The 22,736-nt window shown below is 34.7% G+C and carries 13 protein-coding genes; 9 read left to right on the forward strand and 4 right to left on the reverse strand.

Annotation, left to right across the window (positions count from 1 at the left end):
• The first annotated feature begins 31 nt into the window (after window positions 1-31).
• From BUE22_RS12545 to BUE22_RS12580, 7 genes are all read left to right on the forward strand, one after another.
• On the forward strand, window positions 32-2,629 hold the full coding sequence (locus BUE22_RS12545) for a zinc-dependent metalloprotease (RefSeq protein ID WP_073395511.1): 2,598 nt from the start codon (window positions 32-34) through the stop codon (window positions 2,627-2,629).
• Window positions 2,630-2,655: 26 nt separating this feature from the next.
• Window positions 2,656-6,003 carry a SusC/RagA family TonB-linked outer membrane protein gene (locus BUE22_RS12550; protein WP_073395316.1) on the forward strand — a complete coding sequence of 1,116 codons (3,348 nt, stop codon included), beginning with the start codon at window positions 2,656-2,658 and terminating at the stop codon, window positions 6,001-6,003.
• 11 nt (window positions 6,004-6,014) lie between these two features.
• Entirely contained in the window at window positions 6,015-7,343 is a 1,329-nt protein-coding gene (locus BUE22_RS12555; protein ID WP_073395317.1) for a RagB/SusD family nutrient uptake outer membrane protein, read from the forward strand.
• A gap of 60 nt (window positions 7,344-7,403) precedes the next feature.
• Window positions 7,404-8,162 (forward strand): LytR/AlgR family response regulator transcription factor, encoded by a 759-nt coding sequence (locus BUE22_RS12560; RefSeq protein ID WP_073395318.1) that lies wholly within the window; start codon window positions 7,404-7,406, stop codon window positions 8,160-8,162.
• Between the two features lie 398 nt (window positions 8,163-8,560).
• Window positions 8,561-9,772, forward strand: coding sequence for an NO-inducible flavohemoprotein (gene hmpA / locus BUE22_RS12565; protein WP_073395319.1), 1,212 nt, complete (start codon window positions 8,561-8,563; stop codon window positions 9,770-9,772).
• 472 nt (window positions 9,773-10,244) lie between these two features.
• Entirely contained in the window at window positions 10,245-10,691 is a 447-nt protein-coding gene (locus tag BUE22_RS12575) for a response regulator (RefSeq protein ID WP_073395321.1), read from the forward strand.
• Window positions 10,692-10,701: 10 nt separating this feature from the next.
• Window positions 10,702-14,289: a PAS domain-containing sensor histidine kinase gene (locus tag BUE22_RS12580; protein WP_073395322.1), complete on the forward strand. Its 3,588-nt coding sequence runs from the start codon at window positions 10,702-10,704 to the stop codon at window positions 14,287-14,289.
• Window positions 14,290-14,381: 92 nt separating this feature from the next.
• Here the strand turns inward: BUE22_RS12580 and BUE22_RS12585 are convergent, their stop codons facing one another.
• Window positions 14,382-14,753 (reverse strand): lipocalin family protein, encoded by a 372-nt coding sequence (locus tag BUE22_RS12585; protein ID WP_243396816.1) that lies wholly within the window; start codon window positions 14,751-14,753, stop codon window positions 14,382-14,384.
• 446 nt (window positions 14,754-15,199) lie between these two features.
• Between BUE22_RS12585 and BUE22_RS12590 the strand changes: the two genes are divergently transcribed.
• Entirely contained in the window at window positions 15,200-16,561 is a 1,362-nt protein-coding gene (locus BUE22_RS12590) for a GH1 family beta-glucosidase (RefSeq protein ID WP_073395324.1), read from the forward strand.
• Between the two features lie 44 nt (window positions 16,562-16,605).
• Window positions 16,606-16,770, forward strand: a complete 165-nt coding sequence (locus BUE22_RS23805; protein WP_165768485.1) for a hypothetical protein — start codon at window positions 16,606-16,608, stop codon at window positions 16,768-16,770.
• Window positions 16,771-16,862: 92 nt separating this feature from the next.
• Here BUE22_RS23805 and BUE22_RS12595 read toward each other — a convergent pair whose 3' ends face one another.
• The 3 genes from BUE22_RS12595 to BUE22_RS12605 all read right to left on the reverse strand — a co-directional run bounded on the left by BUE22_RS12595 (window position 16,863) and on the right by BUE22_RS12605 (window position 22,660).
• Window positions 16,863-18,296 (reverse strand): TolC family protein, encoded by a 1,434-nt coding sequence (locus BUE22_RS12595; protein WP_073395325.1) that lies wholly within the window; start codon window positions 18,294-18,296, stop codon window positions 16,863-16,865.
• Window positions 18,289-21,456: an efflux RND transporter permease subunit gene (locus BUE22_RS12600; protein ID WP_073395326.1), complete on the reverse strand. Its 3,168-nt coding sequence runs from the start codon at window positions 21,454-21,456 to the stop codon at window positions 18,289-18,291. The genes BUE22_RS12595 and BUE22_RS12600 overlap by 8 nt, the downstream gene beginning before the upstream one ends.
• Window positions 21,457-21,577: 121 nt before the next feature.
• Entirely contained in the window at window positions 21,578-22,660 is a 1,083-nt protein-coding gene (locus BUE22_RS12605) for an efflux RND transporter periplasmic adaptor subunit (protein WP_073395327.1), read from the reverse strand.
• Window positions 22,661-22,736: the final 76 nt, after the last annotated feature.

The raw sequence follows: 22,736 nt of genomic DNA on the forward strand, positions 1-22,736 counted from the left end.
GGCAAAAATTAACCTAAACTTAACTTTCATCATGAGGGAAAAGGCATTGCTGATAAACCTAAAAACCGTTGTTTTAGCAACTGTACTATTGAGTACCGGTACTATGGTTTCTCAAAAAAAGAATAAAAAAGACAAAGACAAAACTGAACAAGCTGCAGATTCTCTTAAAACTTCAAAAGGGAAAAAATACGATGACCTTATCAAACAAGGTACATTCAAAAAAGGTTTGTTTAATACCATTCAGGTAAAAACAGATTTGTATTTAGAAATCAATGATTCTTTGTTTCAAAGAGAATTTTTGGTGGTTAATAAAATTTCAAACGTTCCTATGACGATTAATGAGCAAGGGCTTAACAGAGGAATGAACTATGAAAACAAGATTATTACTTTTCATAAAGATCTTGTTGCAAAAAAAGTTTGGGTAAAATCATCTGTCCCAAACGTTTCTTCACCAACGGGAGACGCTATAACGGCTTCGGTAAATGCAAATTTTTCAGAATCTATTATAGAAGTTTTTGATATTGAAACAAAAAATAATGATTCTACTTCGATCGTAATCAAAGCAAATAAAGTTTTTGACGGAAAACAAAAAAGTTTCAACGATGTTTTAAGCAATATTGGCCTTAGCGGATCTGTAAAATCGGAGCTTTCGTATATAGAAAGTGTGAAAACGTTTCCAAAAAATATAGTTGTTAAATCTCAGCTTACCACTTCGGTTTTCGAAGACGGCATTGCCATTTCAGTCACTCTGGGCGTTACGAGTAATATAATATTATTAGATAAAGTGCCAATGCAACCTCGTTTTGCAGATAAACGTGTTGGTTATTTCTCTGAAAAACACTGGTATTTCAGCGATGACCAACAAGCAATGCGTGAGAAAGAATTGATAACACGCTGGAGATTAGAACCTAAAAAAGAAGACCTTGAAAAATATAAAAATGGCGAATTAGTAGAGCCTAAGAAACCCATTGTTTACTATATCGATCCATCGACACCTAAACAATGGCGCTCCTATATCATCCAAGGGGTTCGTGATTGGCAAATCGCGTTTGAAAAAGCGGGATTTAAAAATGCCGTTATCGCAAAAGAACCTACAGATGAAGATACAGATTTTGACATCGACGATGTTCGTTATTCTGTTATTACTTATGTTGCGTCGCAAAAGTCTAATGCGATGGGACCAGCGGTTGTTGATCCAAGAAGTGGCGAAATTATTGAGTCAGACATTATCTGGTGGCATAATGTGATGACGTCACTTCATAGCTGGATGCGTATACAAACCGGTGCAATTGACCCGAAAGCGAGAGGAAACAAATTTAGTGATGAACACATGGGAGAAGCAATTCGTTTTGTTTCATCGCATGAAGTGGGTCATACTTTTGGTTTAAAACACAACATGGGCGCTTCTTTTGCTTATGATGTAGAATCACTTCGATCTCCGGATTTTACGGCAAAAATGGGCGGAACTGCTCCTTCTATTATGGATTATGCCCGATATAATTATATCGCTCAGCCAGAAGATCATGTAGAAACGATTACACCAAAAATTGGTGAGTATGATAAATACGCTATCGAATGGGGTTACAGATGGTATGCTAACGAAAATGAAGAACATACTGCTTTAAACACTTTGATTACGAAACATCAAAATGATCCTATTTATTTTTATGGAGAACAACAAGGCGCAGACTCTACAATTGATCCGCGTTCTCAATCTGAAGATTTAGGAAATGATGCCATGAAAGCCGGAGAATACGGACTGAAAAATCTGAAAAGAGTGGTAAGCAATATTCTGGACTGGACGTATGATAAAGACGAATCTTATTTCGGAACAGGTAACCTTTATATTGGCGCAATTGGTCAGTGGAATTTATACAACTACCATGTTTTAAGCAATCTTGGCGGAATTTATTTAAATCCTACTGTTCACGGTGATAATAAAGCGAGTTATGTTGCGGTTCCGGCTGAGATACAAAAAAGAGCTGTGGCTTATTTATTAAAAAATACTCTTACGCTTCCTCAGTGGTTGTTTTTCAATCCGATTTTAGACAAAACAAATCCTTTAAAAGATACGCCGGTAGGACCATACGAATACACGCCTTATACATTGGCAAGAGAATTACAATACGGATTTCTTTATAGCATGCTGAGCGACGAACGTTTACTTCGAATTACTGAAAACGAATTGTTTCAGCGTAACGAAACTAAAGAGAATGTATTTACGGTAACGCAATTATTTAAAACATTACGCCAGAATATTTTTGCTTCGACAATTCAGAATAAATCACTTACGATTTTAGAGCGTCTGACTCAGAAAAATTATGTTGATGTTTTAATTGTATCAACAAACAAACTTTTTGAAAAAACAGAACCTAAAAAGACTATCGAAATTCACGAAAACTTAAACATGCCGCAATTGTGTGATTATTTGGATAATTCGAAAATGGCACGCAATATTAATCAGTCTGCCATGAAAAGAGTTTCGGAAGTAACATCGGATAAAAAAGGAGAATTAAATCAGGTTTTACAATTATTAAAATCGAAAAGAAACATCGGGAACCAGGAAACTAAAAACCATTATTTCGACCTGATTCAGCGTATTGAAAGAGCATTAAACAACACATTATAAATTTTTAACCAAACCCAAATTCCAGAATGAAAAATCTATTCTACATGCTGAGTTTTCTCCTTGCCCTGTCCGGGTATGCCCAGGAAACCAGAACTATTAAAGGAAAAGTAACAGATTCAAAAGATGGTATGCCCCTATATGGTGTATCTGTCTTTGTAGAAAATGCTTCTATTTCAAACAGCACACAACAAAAAGGTGTAATTCAAAGTTCAAGCCTTGGTACCGTTACTGACTTTGATGGTACATTTTCATTACAAATAAACGGTAACGTAAAGTTTTTAAGGGTAACTTATATCGGATATGAGTCTACTTCACTTGAAGTTACAAGTCAAAAAAACTACAATGTTAGTTTGAAATCTGAAACTGCAGAATTGAAAGAGGTTGTGGTTACAGGTTACCAAAAAATCGAAACCAGAAAATTAACTTCTGCTATTAGTAAGGCTAACATGATCGACATTCAACAAGCGGGTGTTGCCAGTATTGATCAATTATTAATTGGTCAGGTTACGGGTGTTGCCGTAACTCAGGCTACTGGAGCTCCGGGTACTCTTGCAAAAGTGAGAATTCGTGGTACAGCTTCGCTTTCAGGTCCACAAGATCCGTTATGGGTTTTAGATGGTTTGCCTTTAGAAGGAAATGATGTTCCACAAAATTACGACAAAGACAACATCGATCAATTGACAAACTTTTCTATCGCAGGTTTAAACCCTGAAGATATTAAAGATATTACGATCTTAAAAGATGCTTCTGCAACTGCTATTTATGGAGCAAGAGCTGCAAACGGAGTTATCGTTGTTACTACTAAAAAAGGTAGAAAAGGAAATATGAGAGTAAACTTTACTACCAATACTTTCCTTACACAAAGACCTGACTTTTCTAAATTAAACTTGATGAATTCATCTCAAAAAGTTGATTTTGAATTAGGAATGGCTGCTGATCCAAATTTAACTTACAGAAGTGAGAACGGACAAGTTTCTCGTATTTTAAATGGCGCTAATGAATTAGGGGCTTACAGAGCAGGAGGTTTTTCAGCTTTAAGTACAGATTCTCAAAATTCTATCAATGCATTAAGAAACAACAATACAAACTGGGGTAACTTATTGTACCAGGATGCAGTAAATACACAATACGGTTTGAGTTTATCTGGTGGTGGAGAAAAATCTGACTACTATTTCTCTTTGGGTGCTTATAATGAAGAAGGAACTACAATTGGAACCGGATTCGACAGATACAATCTTACTTTAAAAAACAACTTTGAAGTAAGTGATAAATTACGTGTTGGTATTAGTATTTTTGGTTCACAAAGTACCACAAAATCTTACATTTCAGATACAGATGGTTTTACAAATCCTGCAAATTACTCAAGAACTGTAAACCCTTATTTAACTCCTAGAAATGCTGACGGTAGTTATAACTACGACAAGGATATTAGCGGATACAGTAATAACTCTGTATATGTTCCTTTTAATATTCTTGAAGAAAGAGAAAACACATCTTACGAATTAAAAAACAGAGCTATAAAAGCGATACTTGATATTGATTATAACATTACTAAAAACTTCAAAGCAACTACTCAGGTAGGTCTTCAATTTGACAACAGCGCTTCTGAAAAATTTGCTGATAAAGAAACATATTACACTAGAAAAGAAAGAGAAAAAACAAGAAGATTTAGTGGTGGAGTTCCTACTTACTTCCTTCCTGATGGTGGAATTATCCAAAATTCAAACACTGACTTTTTCCAATACAACTGGAAAACGATGTTAAACTACAGTGCTGTTTTCAACACAAAGCACGAGGTTGAGGTAATGGCGGGTAGCGAATTAAGAAGAAATTACAATACTTTTATCGCAACTAAAGGTTTTGGATATAACCCTCAAACTTTAACTACTCAACCAATCATTTTTCCTAACGCAAATGCTGCTAATGAGGCTACATACAGAACCTATCAAAAAACAGAGAATGAAAATGCATTTGCTTCATTCTTTGCAACAGCATCTTATACTTACAACAGAAAATATACTGCTTTTGGTAGTGTGCGTTATGACGGATCAGATTTATTTGGTGTAGATCCTAAATACAAATACTTACCATTATGGGCTCTTTCTGGTTCATGGTTAGTATCAGAAGAAAATTTCTTAAAAGAAAACCAAACAATCTCTGCATTAAGATTGCGTGCCTCTTATGGTTTACAAGGAAATATCGACAAAAACACTTCTCCTTATGTAGTTGGAGCATACGGTAATACAACTCTTTTACCTGGGCAAAATGAGCAGACTATCAATGTCTTATCTCCGCCAAACGATAAATTAAGATGGGAAAAAACAACCAATACCAACTTTGGTTTTGATCTTGGTTTGTTTAACAACCGTGTAAGCGTAGTAACTGATGTTTACGGAAGAAAAAGTACTGATTTAATTGGTTTACAATCACTTCCTGTTGAAAATGGTTTTGAATACTCTAACCTAAACTGGGGACAAGTGTCTAATAAAGGTTATGAAATTGCATTAACAACAAAAAATATCGAGCGTCCTAATTTCTCATGGACTACAAACATTAATTTCTCTCACAACAAGAGTAATGTAGATCGTATTCAGATTAGAGAAAATAGTTATTTGCCTTCAAGAGAAGGACATCCGGTTAATGCTGTCTTTGCCCTGAAAACAGCAGGAATTGATGAAAATGGTTATCCTTTATATATTAATAAAAAAGGAGAAACAGTTAATACGAATACCCTTTTTGCCCTTATTGACCAATACCCTCTTATTTTCCCTGGAGAATTATCACAATCGAGCTTAACAGCTCAGGAAACGAGAGACCTATTTACCTACGTAGGAGATCGTGACCCTAAATTTACAGGAGGTTTTATCAACACGTTTAAAGTACATAACTTTGACCTAACCATTGCTACTACTTTTAACATTAAACAAACTGTTGTTGAGACGCCTCCTTATAATGGAACAAGAGTAGATCCTGGACAAAACTATTCTACTGCTATTTTGAATGCGCATTCGTCTACAAATACCAATACAAACTTACCAGGTATTGTGGGTAGAAACTCAGGAACAGGAGATGATACATGGATGGCTTACAACTGGTATGCTGATTCAGGCCCGTTCAATACTACTGCATTACTTGATACATGGGTAAAAGAAATGAGTTACATGAGATTAAGCAGTGTGCGTTTAGGATATTCTTTACCTAAAAAAGCGACTAACAGTATTTTCATGGAAGATATTAGATTTAGTATTGAGGGAAGAAACTTATTTGTTGTAAGCTCTGATTACAAAGGATATTTTGACCCTGAAACATTCGGAAATATCTATGCGCAACCAATCCCGAGATCAATATCTATAGGATGTAACTTAACTTTTTAAACTGATTTAAAATGAAAAATATATTAAAATATGCATTCTTTTTCGTCACAGCTATTACTACGGTAAGCTGTGATGATTATCTGGACGTACAGCCAATTGGCAAAGTAATTCCGGAAACATTAACAGATTACAGAGCAGTACTTACAAAAGGTTACGAAACTTACCCTTCACATAAAAACCTTGCTTCGCTAAGAGGAGATGAATTATTACTGGATCCTTATAGTTTTGGCCCTGATTATCCTTTTTTCAAAGATGTTTATCACTGGAATGATGCAACTCCAGACCGTATTACAACACAATTTCAGTATGCAGCTCTTTACAATACTATTTTCTATGCAAACGTAATTATCAATGATGCAAATGGTAAACTTGAGGTATCTGATGATAAAGATCAATTAATTGGAGAAGCTTATGCCTTAAGAGCTTATGCTTATTTTGATTTATTGAACCTGTTTGCAAAACCTTACGATGCTGCAACTGCAGGTACAGACAAAGGAGTTCCTTTAGCTTTAAAAGTAGATTTAGAGCAAGCGTATGTTCCTGAAAGCACAGCCAGAATTTACGAGCAAATTCTTTCCGACAAAGAAGAAGCTAAAAAATTGCTTAACAAAGACACGCAGTCAAAAGGTTTAAACTATCGTTTCTCTAAAGCTGCAATTTATGCATTAGAAACTCGTGTTTTCTTATACCAAAAAGAATGGGCAAAAGCTATAGAATCTGCAGATAAAGCATTAGCTATTAAAAGCGCTTTAGTAGATTTAAATGCTACACCTGTTTTAGCTAACCGTTACGATGGTGTAGAATCAATTTTGGCTCTTGAAGATGTCTTCGTTGTTGGTTTAAAAAATATTTCTTACGCTTCATCTGAATTGACTGATGCCTACGATCAAACAAACGATTTGCGTTATGCTTTGTATTTTCAAAGATTTGGAGGCGATATTTCTATTTTAAAAGGTGGAGAAGATGCTCAAAAATGTTCATTCAGAACTTCTGAATTATATTTGACTAAAGCAGAAGCTTCGGCACAATTAAATGATCTTACAACGGCAAAGACTACTGTACTGACTTTTATCAAAAACAGATACAAAGCTGCCGGTTTCAATCAGCTTAGTATTGAAATCGATGCAATGAACCAAACTGAACTTCTTGATTTTATTGGTGAAGAAAGACACCGTGAATTTGCTGCAGAAGGACACCGCTGGTTTGATTTGAGAAGAAATAATCAAAAAGAAATCCTGCATTATGATGGTGAAGGTAATGAATATAAACTGATCGAAAATGATCCGCGTTATACGATACCATTTCCTAAAGATGCACGTTTAAATAATCCAAACTTGTAGATTGAAATTAAGCTCCGTTTTTAACGGAGCTTTTTTTTTACCTTTGCAAAAAAAAGGAAAATGAAAATTGCCATCATTGAAGATGAACATCTGGCTTCAAATTATCTGAAATCAATTCTCGAACAACAACAAATTATCACCATAAGTGAAGTAACTATATTAAAATCTGTAAAAGATGCTGTGGCTTTTTTTAAAGAAAAAATAGTAGATCTTGCGTTTATGGATATTCATTTGGGAGACGGAAAAAGTCTTGATATTTTTGAAGAAGCAACCATTTCATGTCCCGTTATTTTTATTACCGCATATGATTCTTATGCTGTAAAAGTTTTTAAACATTTTACGATAGATTATCTTCTAAAACCTTATGAAGAACAGGAATTACTAGAAGCCCTGTCTAAATACAAAAACATCAAGGAAACTTTCAATCCAAATCCAATTCTTGAATCTTTGGTTGAAATTGAAAACCAAAGCAATATTCAACATCATTTTTTGGTCAATCACAGAGACAAACTCATCTCTATAAATGACACGGCTATTCCCTATTTTTTTGCTACCGGAAAACATCTTTTCCTTCACACCAATTCTGGAAACAGCTATTTATACAACAGCAATCTTAAAGATCTTATCAATAGTCTGGATCCAAAACTATTTTTCAAAATCAACAGAAAATATATCATCAACAGGCATCATATTCAGGAAATTGTAAAACATTCGAGCCAAAAAATCGAATTATTGCTTAACATTTCCGTTCCCGATACTGAACCTATTATTTTAAGTAAAAAAGAAATTAACAATTTCAAAAACTGGCTTAATTCGTAAATTAATTTCAATTATTTTCCACCTGAATAAAAAATTACCAAGTTAGATTGTGTGTCGAATTTGTCAAATTTGCGGCTAAACTTTTTTAGATCAGGATTTAGTTCTTTTGGGCGTTCCTCCGGTCGGGCTATCCGCTCCCAATCTTTTTTTGAGCAGAAAAAGCTCAAAAAAAGGATTTCCGCTTCTATCCCTAACGCAACCCCAAATTCATTAGAACTTTTTCGGAGTTATTCGCTTCTAAAACAACTTCAACTTATTTCCATCTTTTTTGATTCTTATGATTTGAGTCATAAAATAGAGCCTTATGCCCTATTTAAATTTGTAAATATCAAATTCTAAACACATTTATTGCTTTAGAATCTGAATATTTAATCCTAATCAAATCCTAATTATTAAAAATGAATCCACATCAAAAAGAGCTTATCAAAGCTACAATTCCAATTTTAAGAGCAAGCGGCGAAGACCTTACCAATTATTTCTATAAAAGAATGTTTACGCATCATCCTGAATTGCGAAACATGTTTAACATGGGAAATCAGGCAAACGGAAGACAAAAATCAGCGCTGGCAAATGCAGTTTTGGCTTACGCCGAAAATATTGACGATCCGAGTGTTTTAATTGGTGTTCTAAAAGGAATTGGAACAAAACACAGAAGTTTAAATATCCAGCCCGACCAGTATAAAATCGTCGGAACACAACTTATCGCTTCTATTGGCGAAGTTGTTGGAGAAGCCGCAACACCAGAAATACTAGACGCCTGGACAGTTGCTTTTTATCAGCTAGCCCAAATTATGATTGATATTGAAAAAGAAATGTATCAGGAAAACAGCGCCAAACCCGGAAGCTGGAACGGCTGGAGAAAATTCGTAATCAAAAAAATCGTAGAAGAATCCACCGAAATCAAATCCTTTTACCTCTATCCCGAAGACGGAAAAGAAATCACTAATTATCATCCCGGCCAATTTATTAGCGTTCAGGTTTATGTTCCTGAATTAGAACTTTTACAACCCCGACAATACAGTTTGTCAAGCGCTTTTAATCCCGAATATTATAGAATTTCGGTAAAAAGAGAAAGCGGTATTGCACCAAATCCATCAGGTTATGTTTCCAATACTTTGCATTCAAAATCAGAAGGCGATCTTATTTCAATCTCTGCTCCTGCCGGATTATTTCATTTAGAAAAAGATACTCCAAATCCGTTAGTTTTAATCAGTGGCGGAGTTGGGCTTACGCCGATGTTAAGCATGCTCGAAACTAATTTAAACAACATTCAGAATAAAAAAACAATCTGGATTCACGGCTGCAGAAATGAATCTGTTCACGCTTTCAAAAATCAGATTACAACATTAAAAGAAGAAGCAAAACATCTTGAAACTTTTACTTTTTATGACACTTTAGAAAATGAAAATGATAGTCAAAGTGAAATAATTCAAGGGCGCGTTGATCTTCATAAATGCAAAGATTCTATTTTATTAGATCAGGCAAAATATTATATCTGTGGTCCCGAAATATTTATTAAAACACAATACGAAGCTTTGGTAAATCTAAATGTAAGTCAGGAAAATATTTTTTACGAAGAATTCGGACCTCAACTTATCAATTTGAATTAAGATGAAAATGGTTCGGTTTCAAAATAAGAAATACCTAATTCCAGTATTGCAAAATTTGACAACAACGTTTTTTATCACCTTTACATTAGCCAGTATTAATTGTACAAACAAATCTGCTTTTTTATTTTTTTGGATGCGTTCGTGGCTGGTTGCGGGTTTAATTTCAAACTTGTTTTCATTATTTATATTTTATAATAAAAAGTAAATATTCACAGTTTTAATCCTGCAGGGTTTCTAAAACCTTGCAGGATTAATTATTTAAATCAAGATACCTACAAGATTTGAGAAACCTTGCAGGAAAACGCAAGGAATATCGAAAAATAATTTCGCTTCTTTTATTTCTCCAAAAATGAAGGGAAAGACAATACGGTTTATTAAACTCTATAAAAAATTATAGAGTTTGATTTATTGCACATTAATATTTGTAAAAAAAATAGTTTTATATTAGCTAAAACATTTCTACCTTAATATAATGAAACAACAATACAATCTTTTACTTGCAGACGACGACGAAGATGATTGTGACTTCTTTAAAGAGGCTCTCGACGAATTACTTCTTCCTACATCTCTTGTAACGGTAAATGACGGAGTACAACTTATGGATTTCTTATCTGAAAGTGGTGCGGAAAATTTACCCGATATTTTGTTTCTTGACCTAAATATGCCCCGAAAAAATGGTCTGGAATGTTTAACGGAAATAAAACAGCAGGAAGAATATAGAAATCTTCCGGTCATTATTTTTTCTACTTCCTTAGACAGAGATATTGTAGATTTAGTTTACGGAAAAGGAGCTGTTTATTATATTCAAAAACCCGGTGAATTTTCTAAATTAAAAAAAGTAATTGGAAGTGCTTTAAGCATTGCCTCCGAAAGCAATTTTAAACAACCTGCAAGAGAAAATTTCATCCTTCAACCTTAAATTTATTTGAATGGGCATTACAAATAAAGAGCTGTATTTTTTGGAAGGTGGCGCAGAAATGGGGAAACTCATACGGTCTAAAGACTGGAGTAAAACACCTTTGGGCGATCCGGCTTTTTGGCCTCAAAGTCTTTGTACAATGCTGTCTGTAGTTCTTAATAACCCTTTTGGAATGTACATTGCATGGGGAAATGAATATACTCAATTATACAATGACAGTTTTCGGCCTATTTTGGGTTTAACTAAACATCCGGAAGCTTTAGGAATTAGTTCGAAAGAAACATTTTCTGAAATTTGGGAAACCATTGGACCTATGTTTGCGGATGTAATGAAAGGAAAATCCGTTAGTATTCCTGATTTTATGGTGCCTTTAAACCGTAATGGATTTACAGAAGAATGTTATTTTGATTTTTCATATAGTCCGATCAAAAAAGAAAACGGAGAAGTTGGCGGTGTTTTGGTCACCGTAATTGAAACGACTGAAAAGAAAAAAAATTCTGAAGCCTTAAAACAAAGCAATATCCGATTTCGAAATAATATCATGCAGGCTCCTGTAGCAATGTGTGTTTTTAGAGGTGAAAATCATGTTGTTGAAATTGCAAATGAGCAAATGGTTCATTTATGGGGAACTACAAATGAAGAGGTCATTAACAAACCCATTTTTGAAGCATTACCGGAAACTAAAAACAATTATCTTGAAAGTTTACTGGATAATGTATACAAAAAGGGCGAAAAAATTACGGCTAACGAACAACTCGTTAAACTTCCCAGAAATGGAAAAATAGAAGACACCTATATCAATTTTGCCTACGAAGCGCTTACTGAACCTGACGGAAGTATTTCTGGCGTTGTAGCCGTGGCAATTGAAGTAACATCTCAGGTATTATCGAGAGCAAAAGTTGAAGAGAGCGAGCATAAAGTACGAGCATTGGTAGATAATGCACCTTTTCCTATTGCAGTTTATGTGGGGAAAGAAATGCGGATTGAACTTGCAAATGAATCTATTATCAATATTTGGGGAAAAGGAAATGATGTCATCGGAAAATCTTTTAAAGAGGTATTGCCGGAACTTGATAATCAGCTTGTATTTGAGCAGATTAATGAGGTTCTTGAAACAGGAAAATCGTTTCATACTCAAAATACACCGCTTGATTTAACGGTAAACGGAAAACTTCATACTTATTATTTTAATTATAGCTTAACGCCTCTTTACGACATAAATGGTAATATTTATGGTGTAATGAATACGGGAGTTGATTTGACTGATTTAAATCTGGCAAAGAAAAAAATAGAAGAAAGTGATAAGCGTTTTCGTAATACTGTAAAACAGGCTCCGGTTGGAATCACGATTTTACGTGGTTCAGACTATATGGTTGAAATGGCAAATGAAGCCTATTTAAAATTAGTAGGCAAAGAAGAAAAAACCTTTGTTGGCAGACCTTTATTTGATTCGTTGCCTGAAACAGAAAAAACGGTAAGTGATTTATTAATTGGTGTATTGGAAACCGGAATTCCGTATCACGGAAATGAACTTCCCGTACCAATCAATAAATTCGGAAAACTGCAAAATCTTTATTTTGATTTTCTTTATCATCCTTTAAAAGAAGAAAATGGCGAAATATCCGGAATTATAGTAACGGTTACCGAAGTTACCGAAAAAGTTCAATCAAGAAAAATAACAGAACAAAACGAAGAACGCCTGAATATTGTTGTAGAAGCCAGCGAATTAGGAACCTGGGAATTGAATGTAAAAACAAAAGAAGCCATTTATTCGCAAAAATATCTTGAAATAGTTGGCGGTTATGACACTCATATTCAATTAACACACGAACAATTAATAAAACATATTCATCCCGATGATATGCCTGTACGAAACAAGGCACTTAAAAGCGCTTTTAGAAAAGGATATTTACAGTATGAAGCGAGAATGATTTGGCTTGACAAATCGATACATTGGATGGAAAGCAAGGGGAAAGTTTTTTATGATGAAAACAATAATCCCGAAAAATTAATAGGAACTATAAGAGACACTACTCTTGAGAAAAAAAATCAGCAGGAACTGGAGGACAGTGAAAAAAGATTCCGCAATCTGGTTATGTATTCTCCTGTACCAAAGGCAATACTGAAGGGACGCGATATGATTATTGAAATGGCTAATGATGTTTTATTAAAAAATATTTGGCGAAAAAATGAAAGTGACGTACAGGACAAAAAAATCTTAGACATATTTCCGGAACTCAAAGAACAAAAATACGCCCATTTATTAAACGAAGTTTACACAACCGGCAAAGTACATTCTGAGTCTGAGTCGTTAATTTTTATTAATGGCAAAAATGGCGGTCATGAAATGTATATTGATTTTGAATACGCACCAATGCGTGAGAAAGACAACTGCATTTCTGGAATAAAAGTGACCATAATTGATGTTACTGAAAAAGTTCTGGCAAGAAAAAAAATAGAAGAAAGCGAAAAAAGATTCCGTTCCTTAACAGAAAGTATTCCGCAATTAATCTGGGAAACAGACGAAAAAGGAAACGCTTTGTTTGCATCAGGAAAATGGTTTGAATATACAGGCATTCATCCTAATGGAGAAGCTGAATGGAAGGCTATGATTCATCCGGATGATTATGATGAGAATATAAAAATCTGGGGCCATAGTCTCGCAACTGGAGAGATTTACAAGTGCGATGTAAGAGTAAAAGGTAAAGATGGAAATTACAGATGGCATGCCGTTATTGGCGAGCCGGTTTTTGACGAAGAAAATAAAATTATAAAATGGGTTGGCGCTTTTACAGACATTCAGACTGAAAAGGCTTTTACAAACGAATTAGAAAAGCAAGTTGCAGCAAGAACCGAAGAATTGGAGCGCAATAATATGGAACTGGAGAAAATGAATAAAGAGCTTCAGTCGTTTACCTATATCTCAAGTCACGATTTGCAGGAACCGCTTCGAAAAATTCAAACATTTGCTTCGCAGATTATGGAAAGAGAATCTGAAAATTTATCTGATGTTGGAAAAGATAAGTTTCAGCGAATGCAAAACGCAGCCAAAAGAATGCAAACACTTATTAATGATTTACTTTCTTATTCAAGAACAAATACTCAGGAAAGAATATTCGAAAAAACAGATATTTCTGAAATTATAAATGAAGTAAAAGAAGATCTAAAAGAGGAATTGGAACTAAAAAATGCAGTTGTTGAAAATACGGAATCTTGTGAAATTAATATCATCCCATTTCAATTCAGACAATTAATATATAATTTGGTGAGCAATTCACTTAAATTTTCTAAACCGGATATTCAGCCGGTTATAAAAATAAAAAGTAAAATTCATCAGGTAAAAAGCTCTGAAGACAATTTAACCAATGAAGGAAGTTATTGCCACATCAGTATTTCTGACAATGGAATTGGTTTTGACCAACAATATAACACCAAAATCTTTGAAGTTTTTCAGCGTTTACACGGAAAAGAAAAATATAACGGAACCGGGATTGGCCTTGCTATCGTAAAAAAAATTGTAGAAAACCATAATGGCTATATTACCGCCAAAGGTGAAAAGGATAAAGGCGCCACTTTTGACATCTATATCCCATTATAATCATAAATAAAAAAACGGAAACAACTTTTATGGAGTCGTTTCCGTTTTAATCCTGGCTTCTATGAAGTCAGGATTTGCTTCAAAAAAATAAATTATCTTGTATAAACTGTAATAATACCAGTTGCTTTATCTTTAATTTTCAGCTCTTTGTTAGTAAGATTCATGATATCAGATGTTGAACTTACATTTCCTACAGTGATAGTTAAATCATTATGAGATCTTACGTAAGTACCTGTAGTTTCTGTTAAAGCACAATTAGCACCGTCGTAATCACCTATAACTGCTGTGTTACTTAATCGTAACTCTAAATAATCTCTGTTACATCCACTTGCATTTTGTGGAGCATCTACCAATACTTCTTGTCCATTAACGATTGTTCCTGTTTGACTTAGGTTGAATTTACCTTGAATTGGAACAATTGTTTCTCCTTCATTATCGTCGCTACTACAAGATGTTGCGAACATACCAAAGCTTAATGCTACTACGAATAATATTTGTTTTAAATTTTTCATGATGTGATCTCGTTTTAATTATTTTTTAATTACTAAGTCAAAATTAGGCCGAAAGAAGCTGAAGTATGTTCTATAATTTTTGGCATTTCTTACATAATTTATATTTTTAGATAATTTTAACTAATATCGTTGCATAATTATCACTTATAGCTCTTTTAATTAAGTTTTTGTTAATTTTTATTCAATATTGATTTTTTGGACAAAAAATATAGTTAACCATTTCATAACCTTTAGGTTACGCTCAATTTATATATGTTTTATTAATTTGATTAAAACTATATATCATGAAATTCTTCAACTTATCATTCCTGACTTCATTTAAAGAATGGCTTTTTTTAAGAGCAATGCAAACTACTTTCCTTCATTAATGACTAAAAAATAAAGGACAGCATATTTAAATGAATAAAATTGACCACTCACTACTAAATAAAGAACAATTTGGGAAGGATTTCCTGTGGGGAGTCTCTACAGCCGCTTTCCAAATTGAAGGAGCGCATGATGCCGAAGGTAAAGGTGCTTCGATCTGGGATGTTTTTACTTCTCAAAAAGGCAAAATAAAAAATGGTCATCACGCCATTAATGCATGCGATTTTTATAATACTTATAAAGATGACATTCAGTTAGTAAGACAGCTAAATATCCCAAATTTTAGATTTTCTATTAGCTGGTCGCGCATTATGCCTACAGGAGTTCATCCTGTAAATCAGGCAGGAATTGACTACTATAATAAAATCATTAATTTTTTAATTGAATGTGAAATTGAACCCTGGATTACACTTTATCATTGGGATTTACCACATGCGCTGGAATTAAAAGGCGGATGGACCAATCGGGAATGTGTTTCATGGTTTTCAGAATATACCGAGGTTTGCGCACAATATTTTGGCGACAGGGTTAAAAACTGGATGGTGATAAACGAACCTTCTGTTTTTACAGGCGCAGGATATTTTTTAGGAATTCATGCTCCGGGAAAAAAAGGAATTACCAATTACATCAAAGCCATGCATCATGTAACATTAGCAACTGTTGCAGGCGCAAAAATATTGCGAAATAAAGTTATTGATGCAAATATTGGCACCACTTTTTCCTGTACGCATATTGAACCTTTCTCTGACAAACCTGCCGATGTTCAGGCTGCAAAAAGAGTCGATACCCTGCTAAACAGAACTTTTATAGAACCTATTTTAGGACTTGGATATCCACAGGAAGATTTGCCTGTGCTTAAAAAACTCAACAATTATATTGTAAAGGGCGATCTTGACAATCTCGCTTTTGATTTTGATTTCATCGGATTACAATGTTATACACGCGAAATAGTAAGATCGTCAATGCTGATTCCGTATATTGGTGCCGAACTTGTTAGTGCCGAAAAAAGAAATGTAATTACCACCGAAATGGGATGGGAAGTTTATCCTCCTGCCCTATACCATGTTTTGAAAAGATTTAACGATTATAAAAACATCAAAAAAATCATTATAACCGAAAATGGCGCGGCTTTTCCCGATACTGTTACAAATGGAAAAGTATATGATATTAAACGTACTCATTTTATACAGGATAATTTGGAACAGATTTTAAAAGCTAAACACGAAGGTTTAAATGTTGATGGTTATTTTGTTTGGAGTCTTACCGATAATTTTGAATGGGCCGAAGGTTATAATGCAAGATTCGGATTAATTCACGTTGATTTTGATACTCAAAAAAGAACCATCAAACAATCAGGATTATGGTTTGGTGAATTTTTATCAAAACAAAACTAAGAAAACAAAATCCGGAAATTCACATCAACTTAAATAGCAATTTTATGGAAATCAACTGGTTTATTATAGGTGCAATAATTATTGGCGTTGTCTTGCTGATTTATATTCTGATCAAACAAAATAAAAAAGACCGCAAAAAGATTGAAGAAGAGCTAAACTACGTTCCAAAAAAAGAAGAAGCCGAGATTAATAATGAGAAGGAGTCATAATACTATTCAGAATTTTCAAAACCAAAAATAAAAAAGCCTTTCAGGATTTTACTCCCGAAAGGCTTTTGTCTACAAATTAACAAGGCAATATTTTATTTCCAACCGCCGCCTAGTTCTTTATAAACATTGACTGCAGCCGTTAATTGGTCTTTTTTAGTTTCAATTAATTCCAGTTTAGCTTCCAAAGCATCTCTTTGTGTCATCAATACTTCAAAATAATCTACTCTGGCTGATTTAAACAAATCATTCGAAACATCAATAGATGTGTTTAAAGCATCAACCTGTTGCGATTTTAGATCGTAACTCTTTCCTAAATTATCAATTTTAGAAAGCTGGTTCGAAACTTCGATATAAGCGTTCAAAATTGTTTTGTCGTAGTTATACAACGCCTGAAGCTGTCTTGCATTGGCACTGTTAAATTCTGCCTTAATTGCATTTCTGTTGATTAATGGCGCTGCAATATCTCCCGCTAAAGAATACAATAACGATTCTGGAAGCGTAAACAAATACGATGGGTTAAAAGCGTTAAAGCCAACCGCTGCAGAAATATCCAAAGATGGATAAAACTCAGCTCGGGCAACTTTTACATCCAGTTTTGCAGCTGTAAGTTGCAATTCGGCTTGTTTAACATCAGGACGATTGGCTAACAATTGAGATGGAATTCCTGATTGTACTGTTGAAGGTAACAAAGTCAGGAAATTGGTTCGGTCTCTTTTAATTTCCTGTGGATATTGACCCACTAAGAAATTAATTTTGTTCTCTGCTTCTTTTATTTTCTGACGAATGTCAAACTCAAGACTTTTTGAAGTTAAAACCTCAGCCTGAAACTTCTGAACGGCCAATTCTGTTGCTCTCGCCGCTTGCTTTTGAACTTTTACAATTTCTAAAGCGTTCGATTGCAATTCGATATTCTGTTTTACAATATCAAGCTGACTGTCTAAAGCCAATAATTCATAGTACGAATTTGCAATTTCACCGATCAGGCTTGTTACTACGAAGTTTTTTCCTTCTACAGTAGCCAAATATCGGGTTAACGCTGCTTTTTTAGAATTACGTAGTTTTTTCCAGATATCAACTTCCCAATTCGCGTAAGCGGCTATTTTGAAATCCCCTAGCGGATCAGGCGTTTCCTTACCTGGCATAATTTCTGTCGAAGCATCACCTGCACCCTGACTTGTATATCTTCCTACTTTTTCTACACCCGCTCCGGCTCTGACGCCAACTGTTGGCAATAAAAGCCCTTTTCTAACACGAACGTCATTTTTGGCAATTTCAATTTCCTGTAAAGTCATCATTAACTCCTGATTATTTTTCAGGGCTAAGTCAATTAAATTTACCAGATTTTGATCTTTAAAGAAATCGTGCCACGGAATAGTTGCCATATTCGTTGTGTCTTTGCTATTTGCAAAAACCTCCGGAACTGGTTTACTTGGTGTTTCGGCTACCGTTTGTGGAGCTTTACAACTTGCTACAGCAAGACAAGCACCCAACGCAACACCATATTGATATGTTTTAAATTTATACATGATTGTTGTCAATTTCTTCTGTTAATGGATTCTCTTCTTCATGTTTAACCAATTTGTGTTTCTCTGCAATTTTCGCGAAGATGTAATACAATCCGGGAATCACAAATACACCACAAATAGTTCCGATAAGCATACCTCCCGCAGCTGCAGTACCAATAGTTCTGTTACCAATTTTACCCGGACCAGATGCAAATGCAAGTGGTAATAATCCGGCGATAAAAGCAAATGAAGTCATTAAAATAGGACGGAACCTTGCTTTTGCACCTTCCATTGCAGCTTCAAGAACTGTTTTTCCTGCCGCATGCCTTTGTATCGCAAACTCTACAATCAATACAGCATTTTTACCAAGTAAACCAATAAGCATTACCATGGCAACCTGTGCATAAATATTGTTTTCTAATCCTGCAACTTTTAATAAAAGGAAAGCTCCAAAAATACCCGCAGGTAAAGAAAGAATTACTGATAATGGCAAAATAAAACTTTCATATTGCGCCGCCAAAACCAAGTACACAAATCCTAAACAAATAAGGAATACCCAAATTGCCTGATTCCCCTGTGCTACCTCATCTGCAGAAATACCTGCCCAGTCAATATCATATCCTCTTGGTAATTTTTTGGCTGCAACATCCTGAATTACTTTAATAGCTGTACCAGAACTGTATCCCGGAGCAGCACCACCACTAATTTCTGTAGAAGTGTACATATTATGTCTCGTAATTTCCGAAAGTCCATATACTTTTTCTAATCTCATAAAGGCCGAAAAAGGAACCATTTCATCACGATTATTTTTTACATAAAGTTTTAAAATATCATCTGGCTGCGCGCGATATTCCGGTGCGGCCTGAACGATTACTTTATAGTTAATACCGTATTTGATGAAACTGATTTCGTAATTACTTCCTACAAGAGTAGACAAGGTATTCATTGCGTTTTCGATAGAAACTCCTTTTTGCTGAGCCAAATCGTTATCGACTTTCATCATGTACTGAGGGAAACTCGCACTAAAGAAACTAAACACGTTAGATAATTCTGGACGTTTGTTCAATTCTTCTACGAAATCTTTATTAACTGCTTCCAGTTTTTTGAAATCACTAGAACCTGTTTTGTCCAATAAACGAAGCTCAAATCCTCCCGCAGCTCCATATCCCGGTACTGCCGGTGGTTGAAAAAATTCGATATTGGCACCTGCAATATCTTTTGATTTTTCTTCCAGCTCCGTCATAATTTCCTGTACAGATTGTTTACGATCGTTCCAGTCTTCTAAATTGATCAAACAAGTTCCTGCATTCGATCCTGTACCTTCAGTTAAAATTTCATAACCTGCCAATGAAGAAACTGATTTTACTCCTTCTACTCCTTCTGCTATTTTTTGCAGTTTCTCAGCGATATTATTGGTTCTTTCCAATGATGATCCCGGAGGTGTCTGGATAATAGCATAAAACATTCCCTGATCCTCATTTGGGATAAATCCTGAAGGAACTGTACTGCTGATTAACCATGTACCGGCACAAAATCCTAAAAGAGCAATAATGGTAACGGCTCTTCTGTTTACAATTTTACCTAATACATTTTGGTATTTGCCCTGAGCGAGATTAAACTTATTGTTAAAACCATCAATAAATACATTTACAGGTGTTTTCTTTTTCGGTTTGCCGTGATTGTTTTTCAACATCATTGCACAAAGTGCCGGTGTTAAAGTCAAAGCCACAATACCCGAAAGTATAATAGCTGTTGCCATCGTGATAGAAAATTGTCTATAGAAAACCCCAACCGGACCAGACATAAATGCAACCGGAATAAATACCGCCGCCATAAGGAATGTAATGGCAATAATAGCTCCTGCGATTTCGTGCATTGCTTTTTTAGTCGCTTTAAATGGAGAAAGATGTTCTTCTTCCATCTTGGCGTGAACGGCTTCGATAACTACAATCGCATCATCGACGACGACTCCAATTGCCAATACTAAAGCAAACAACGTAATTAAGTTCAATGAAATATCAAAGAAAGTCATGAACACAAAAGTTCCTACTAATGAAACGGGTACCGCAATTGCAGGAATAACGGTCGAACGCCAGTCTCCTAAGAAAAGAAACACAACTAATCCCACCAATATAAAAGCCTCAATCAACGTATGAATTACTTTTTCGATAGAAGCATCAAGGAATTTAGAAACGTCATATGATATTTCATAATTCATTCCTTTTGGGAATTTTTGCTTGATTTTTTCCAATTTTGCTTTTACGTCTTCAATAACCTGATTCGCATTACTACCAAAAGACTGTTTTAATACAATCGCAGCAGACGGCTTACCATTTAAGTTCGAATAAATATCATACATCGAACTTCCAAACTCCACTTTTGCAATATCTTTCAAACGTAAAAGTTCGCCGTTACTGGTTGATCTTACTACGATATTCTCATATTGTTCTTTTGTTGTAAAACGTCCTGAATATTTTAAAACGTATTCAAACGCCTGAGAACGTTTACCGGAACTTTCTCCCGTTTTACCCGGAGAAGCTTCCAAACTTTGACTTGATAGTGCTTCCATTACCTCATCTGCAGAAATTTTATAAGCCAGCATTCTGTCTGGTTTCAACCAAATACGCATTGCATATTCACGTGTTCCCAAAATATCTCCAGATCCAACACCGTTTACCCTTTTTAATTCTGAAAGTACATTGATATCAGCATAGTTGTACAAGAACTTCATATCGGTATTTTTATCCGTACTATAAAGATTCACATACATCAACATACTCGGAACCTCACGCGTAATTTTCACACCCTCTCTTACGACTAAAGGAGGTAGTTTATTTGTAACGGAAGCGACACGGTTTTGAACGTTAATGGCTGCCTGATTAGGATCTGTACCTAAATTAAATACAACCTGAATACTTGCTTCACCATCATTTCCGGCATCAGAAGTCATGTATTTCATTCCCGGTACTCCATTTAGAGCTCTTTCTAAAGGAATTACAACCGATTTGATCATCAATTCTCCATTTGATCCAGGATAATCTGCCGTAACATTTACCATTGGAGGAGAAATTGAAGGGAACTGGGTAATTGGTAAATTCATCACCGACAACACCCCTAAAAAGACTATCACAAGCGATATAACTATCGAAAGTACAGGTCTTTGAATAAATTTATTAAACATTTTTATATTTTTTAATGATTAAACCAAATTGGAATTTGAAAGTTTCTGGTTTCAGGTTCCAAGTTTCAGGTTCAGTGCGCAACTTGAAACTTGAAACCTGAAACAATTACAACAAAACTTATTACTCCGCTTTTAATCGTAAATTATTCATTACCGTTTTAGGAGAAAGGAATTCGAATTTAATCTTATCATTGTCTTTTACCTTTTGAACTCCTTCAAGCAAGATTTTATCATTTTCTCCTAGTCCGCTGCTTACAACATATAAATCCGGAATTTCACCTGTAATTGTGATTTCTTTAGAAGTTACCACGTTGTTTTTATCAACTACGAAAACGTATTTTTTATCCTGAATTTCATAAGTTGCTTTTTGTGGAATTACGATAGCATTTTTCAACGGAACAAGCATTTGAACTTTTCCTGTTTCACCATTTCTTAACAGTTTTCCTGTATTTGGGAATCTCGCTCTAAAAGCAATATTTCCTGTTTCGTTATCGAATTCACTTTCAATAACTTCAACATTTCCTTTATATTTAAAAGACTCTCCATTTGCCAAAAGCAAACCAACATTATTTCCTGCGCGGTCTTTTACATCAGTTTGATATTGAAGATATTCTGGCTCAGATACATTGAAATAAGCAAACATTTGACTGTTATCTGAAAGGCTTGTCAATAATTCTCCTTCGTCAATAAGACTTCCTAATTTTAAAGGAATTCTATCGATTGTTCCGTCAAACGGCGCTCTGATTTCGGTAAATGATAAATGTAATTTTGCTAATGCAACTTCTGCTTTTGCTGATTGTAATTTTGCCTGAGCTACACTTAATTCGTTTTTAGAAACGATATTTTTATCTGCTAATAATTTAGAATTTTGCAATTCAATTTCTGTTGATTTTTGCTCTGCCTGTGCTTTAAGCAATTCTGCCTGATACATGTTTGGCATAATTTTAAACAACAGCTGACCTTTTTTAACAAACTGACCTTCATCAACATAGATGTTTTGTAAAAACCCTTTTTCCTGGGCGCGGATTTCGATGTTTCGAACAGATTTTATCTGCGAAACATACTCTTTAGTAAATGAAGTGTCAATTTTTACAGGGTTGGTAACTGTAAATTTTTCTTCTTCTTCTTTTTCTTCTTTTTTTGATGTACAACTGGTAAGGCACAACACGGCAAGCATGCCCGTTAACACGATAATTCTTTTCATTGGTATGTAATTGGAAATTAAGCGATTGAATGGGGATGCAAAAATCCCTTTAGATGTAGAAAGCATCAGTCGCCAA

Origin of the sequence: Flavobacterium pectinovorum, assembly GCF_900142715.1 — a bacterium.
Lineage (GTDB): Bacteria > Bacteroidota > Bacteroidia > Flavobacteriales > Flavobacteriaceae > Flavobacterium > Flavobacterium pectinovorum.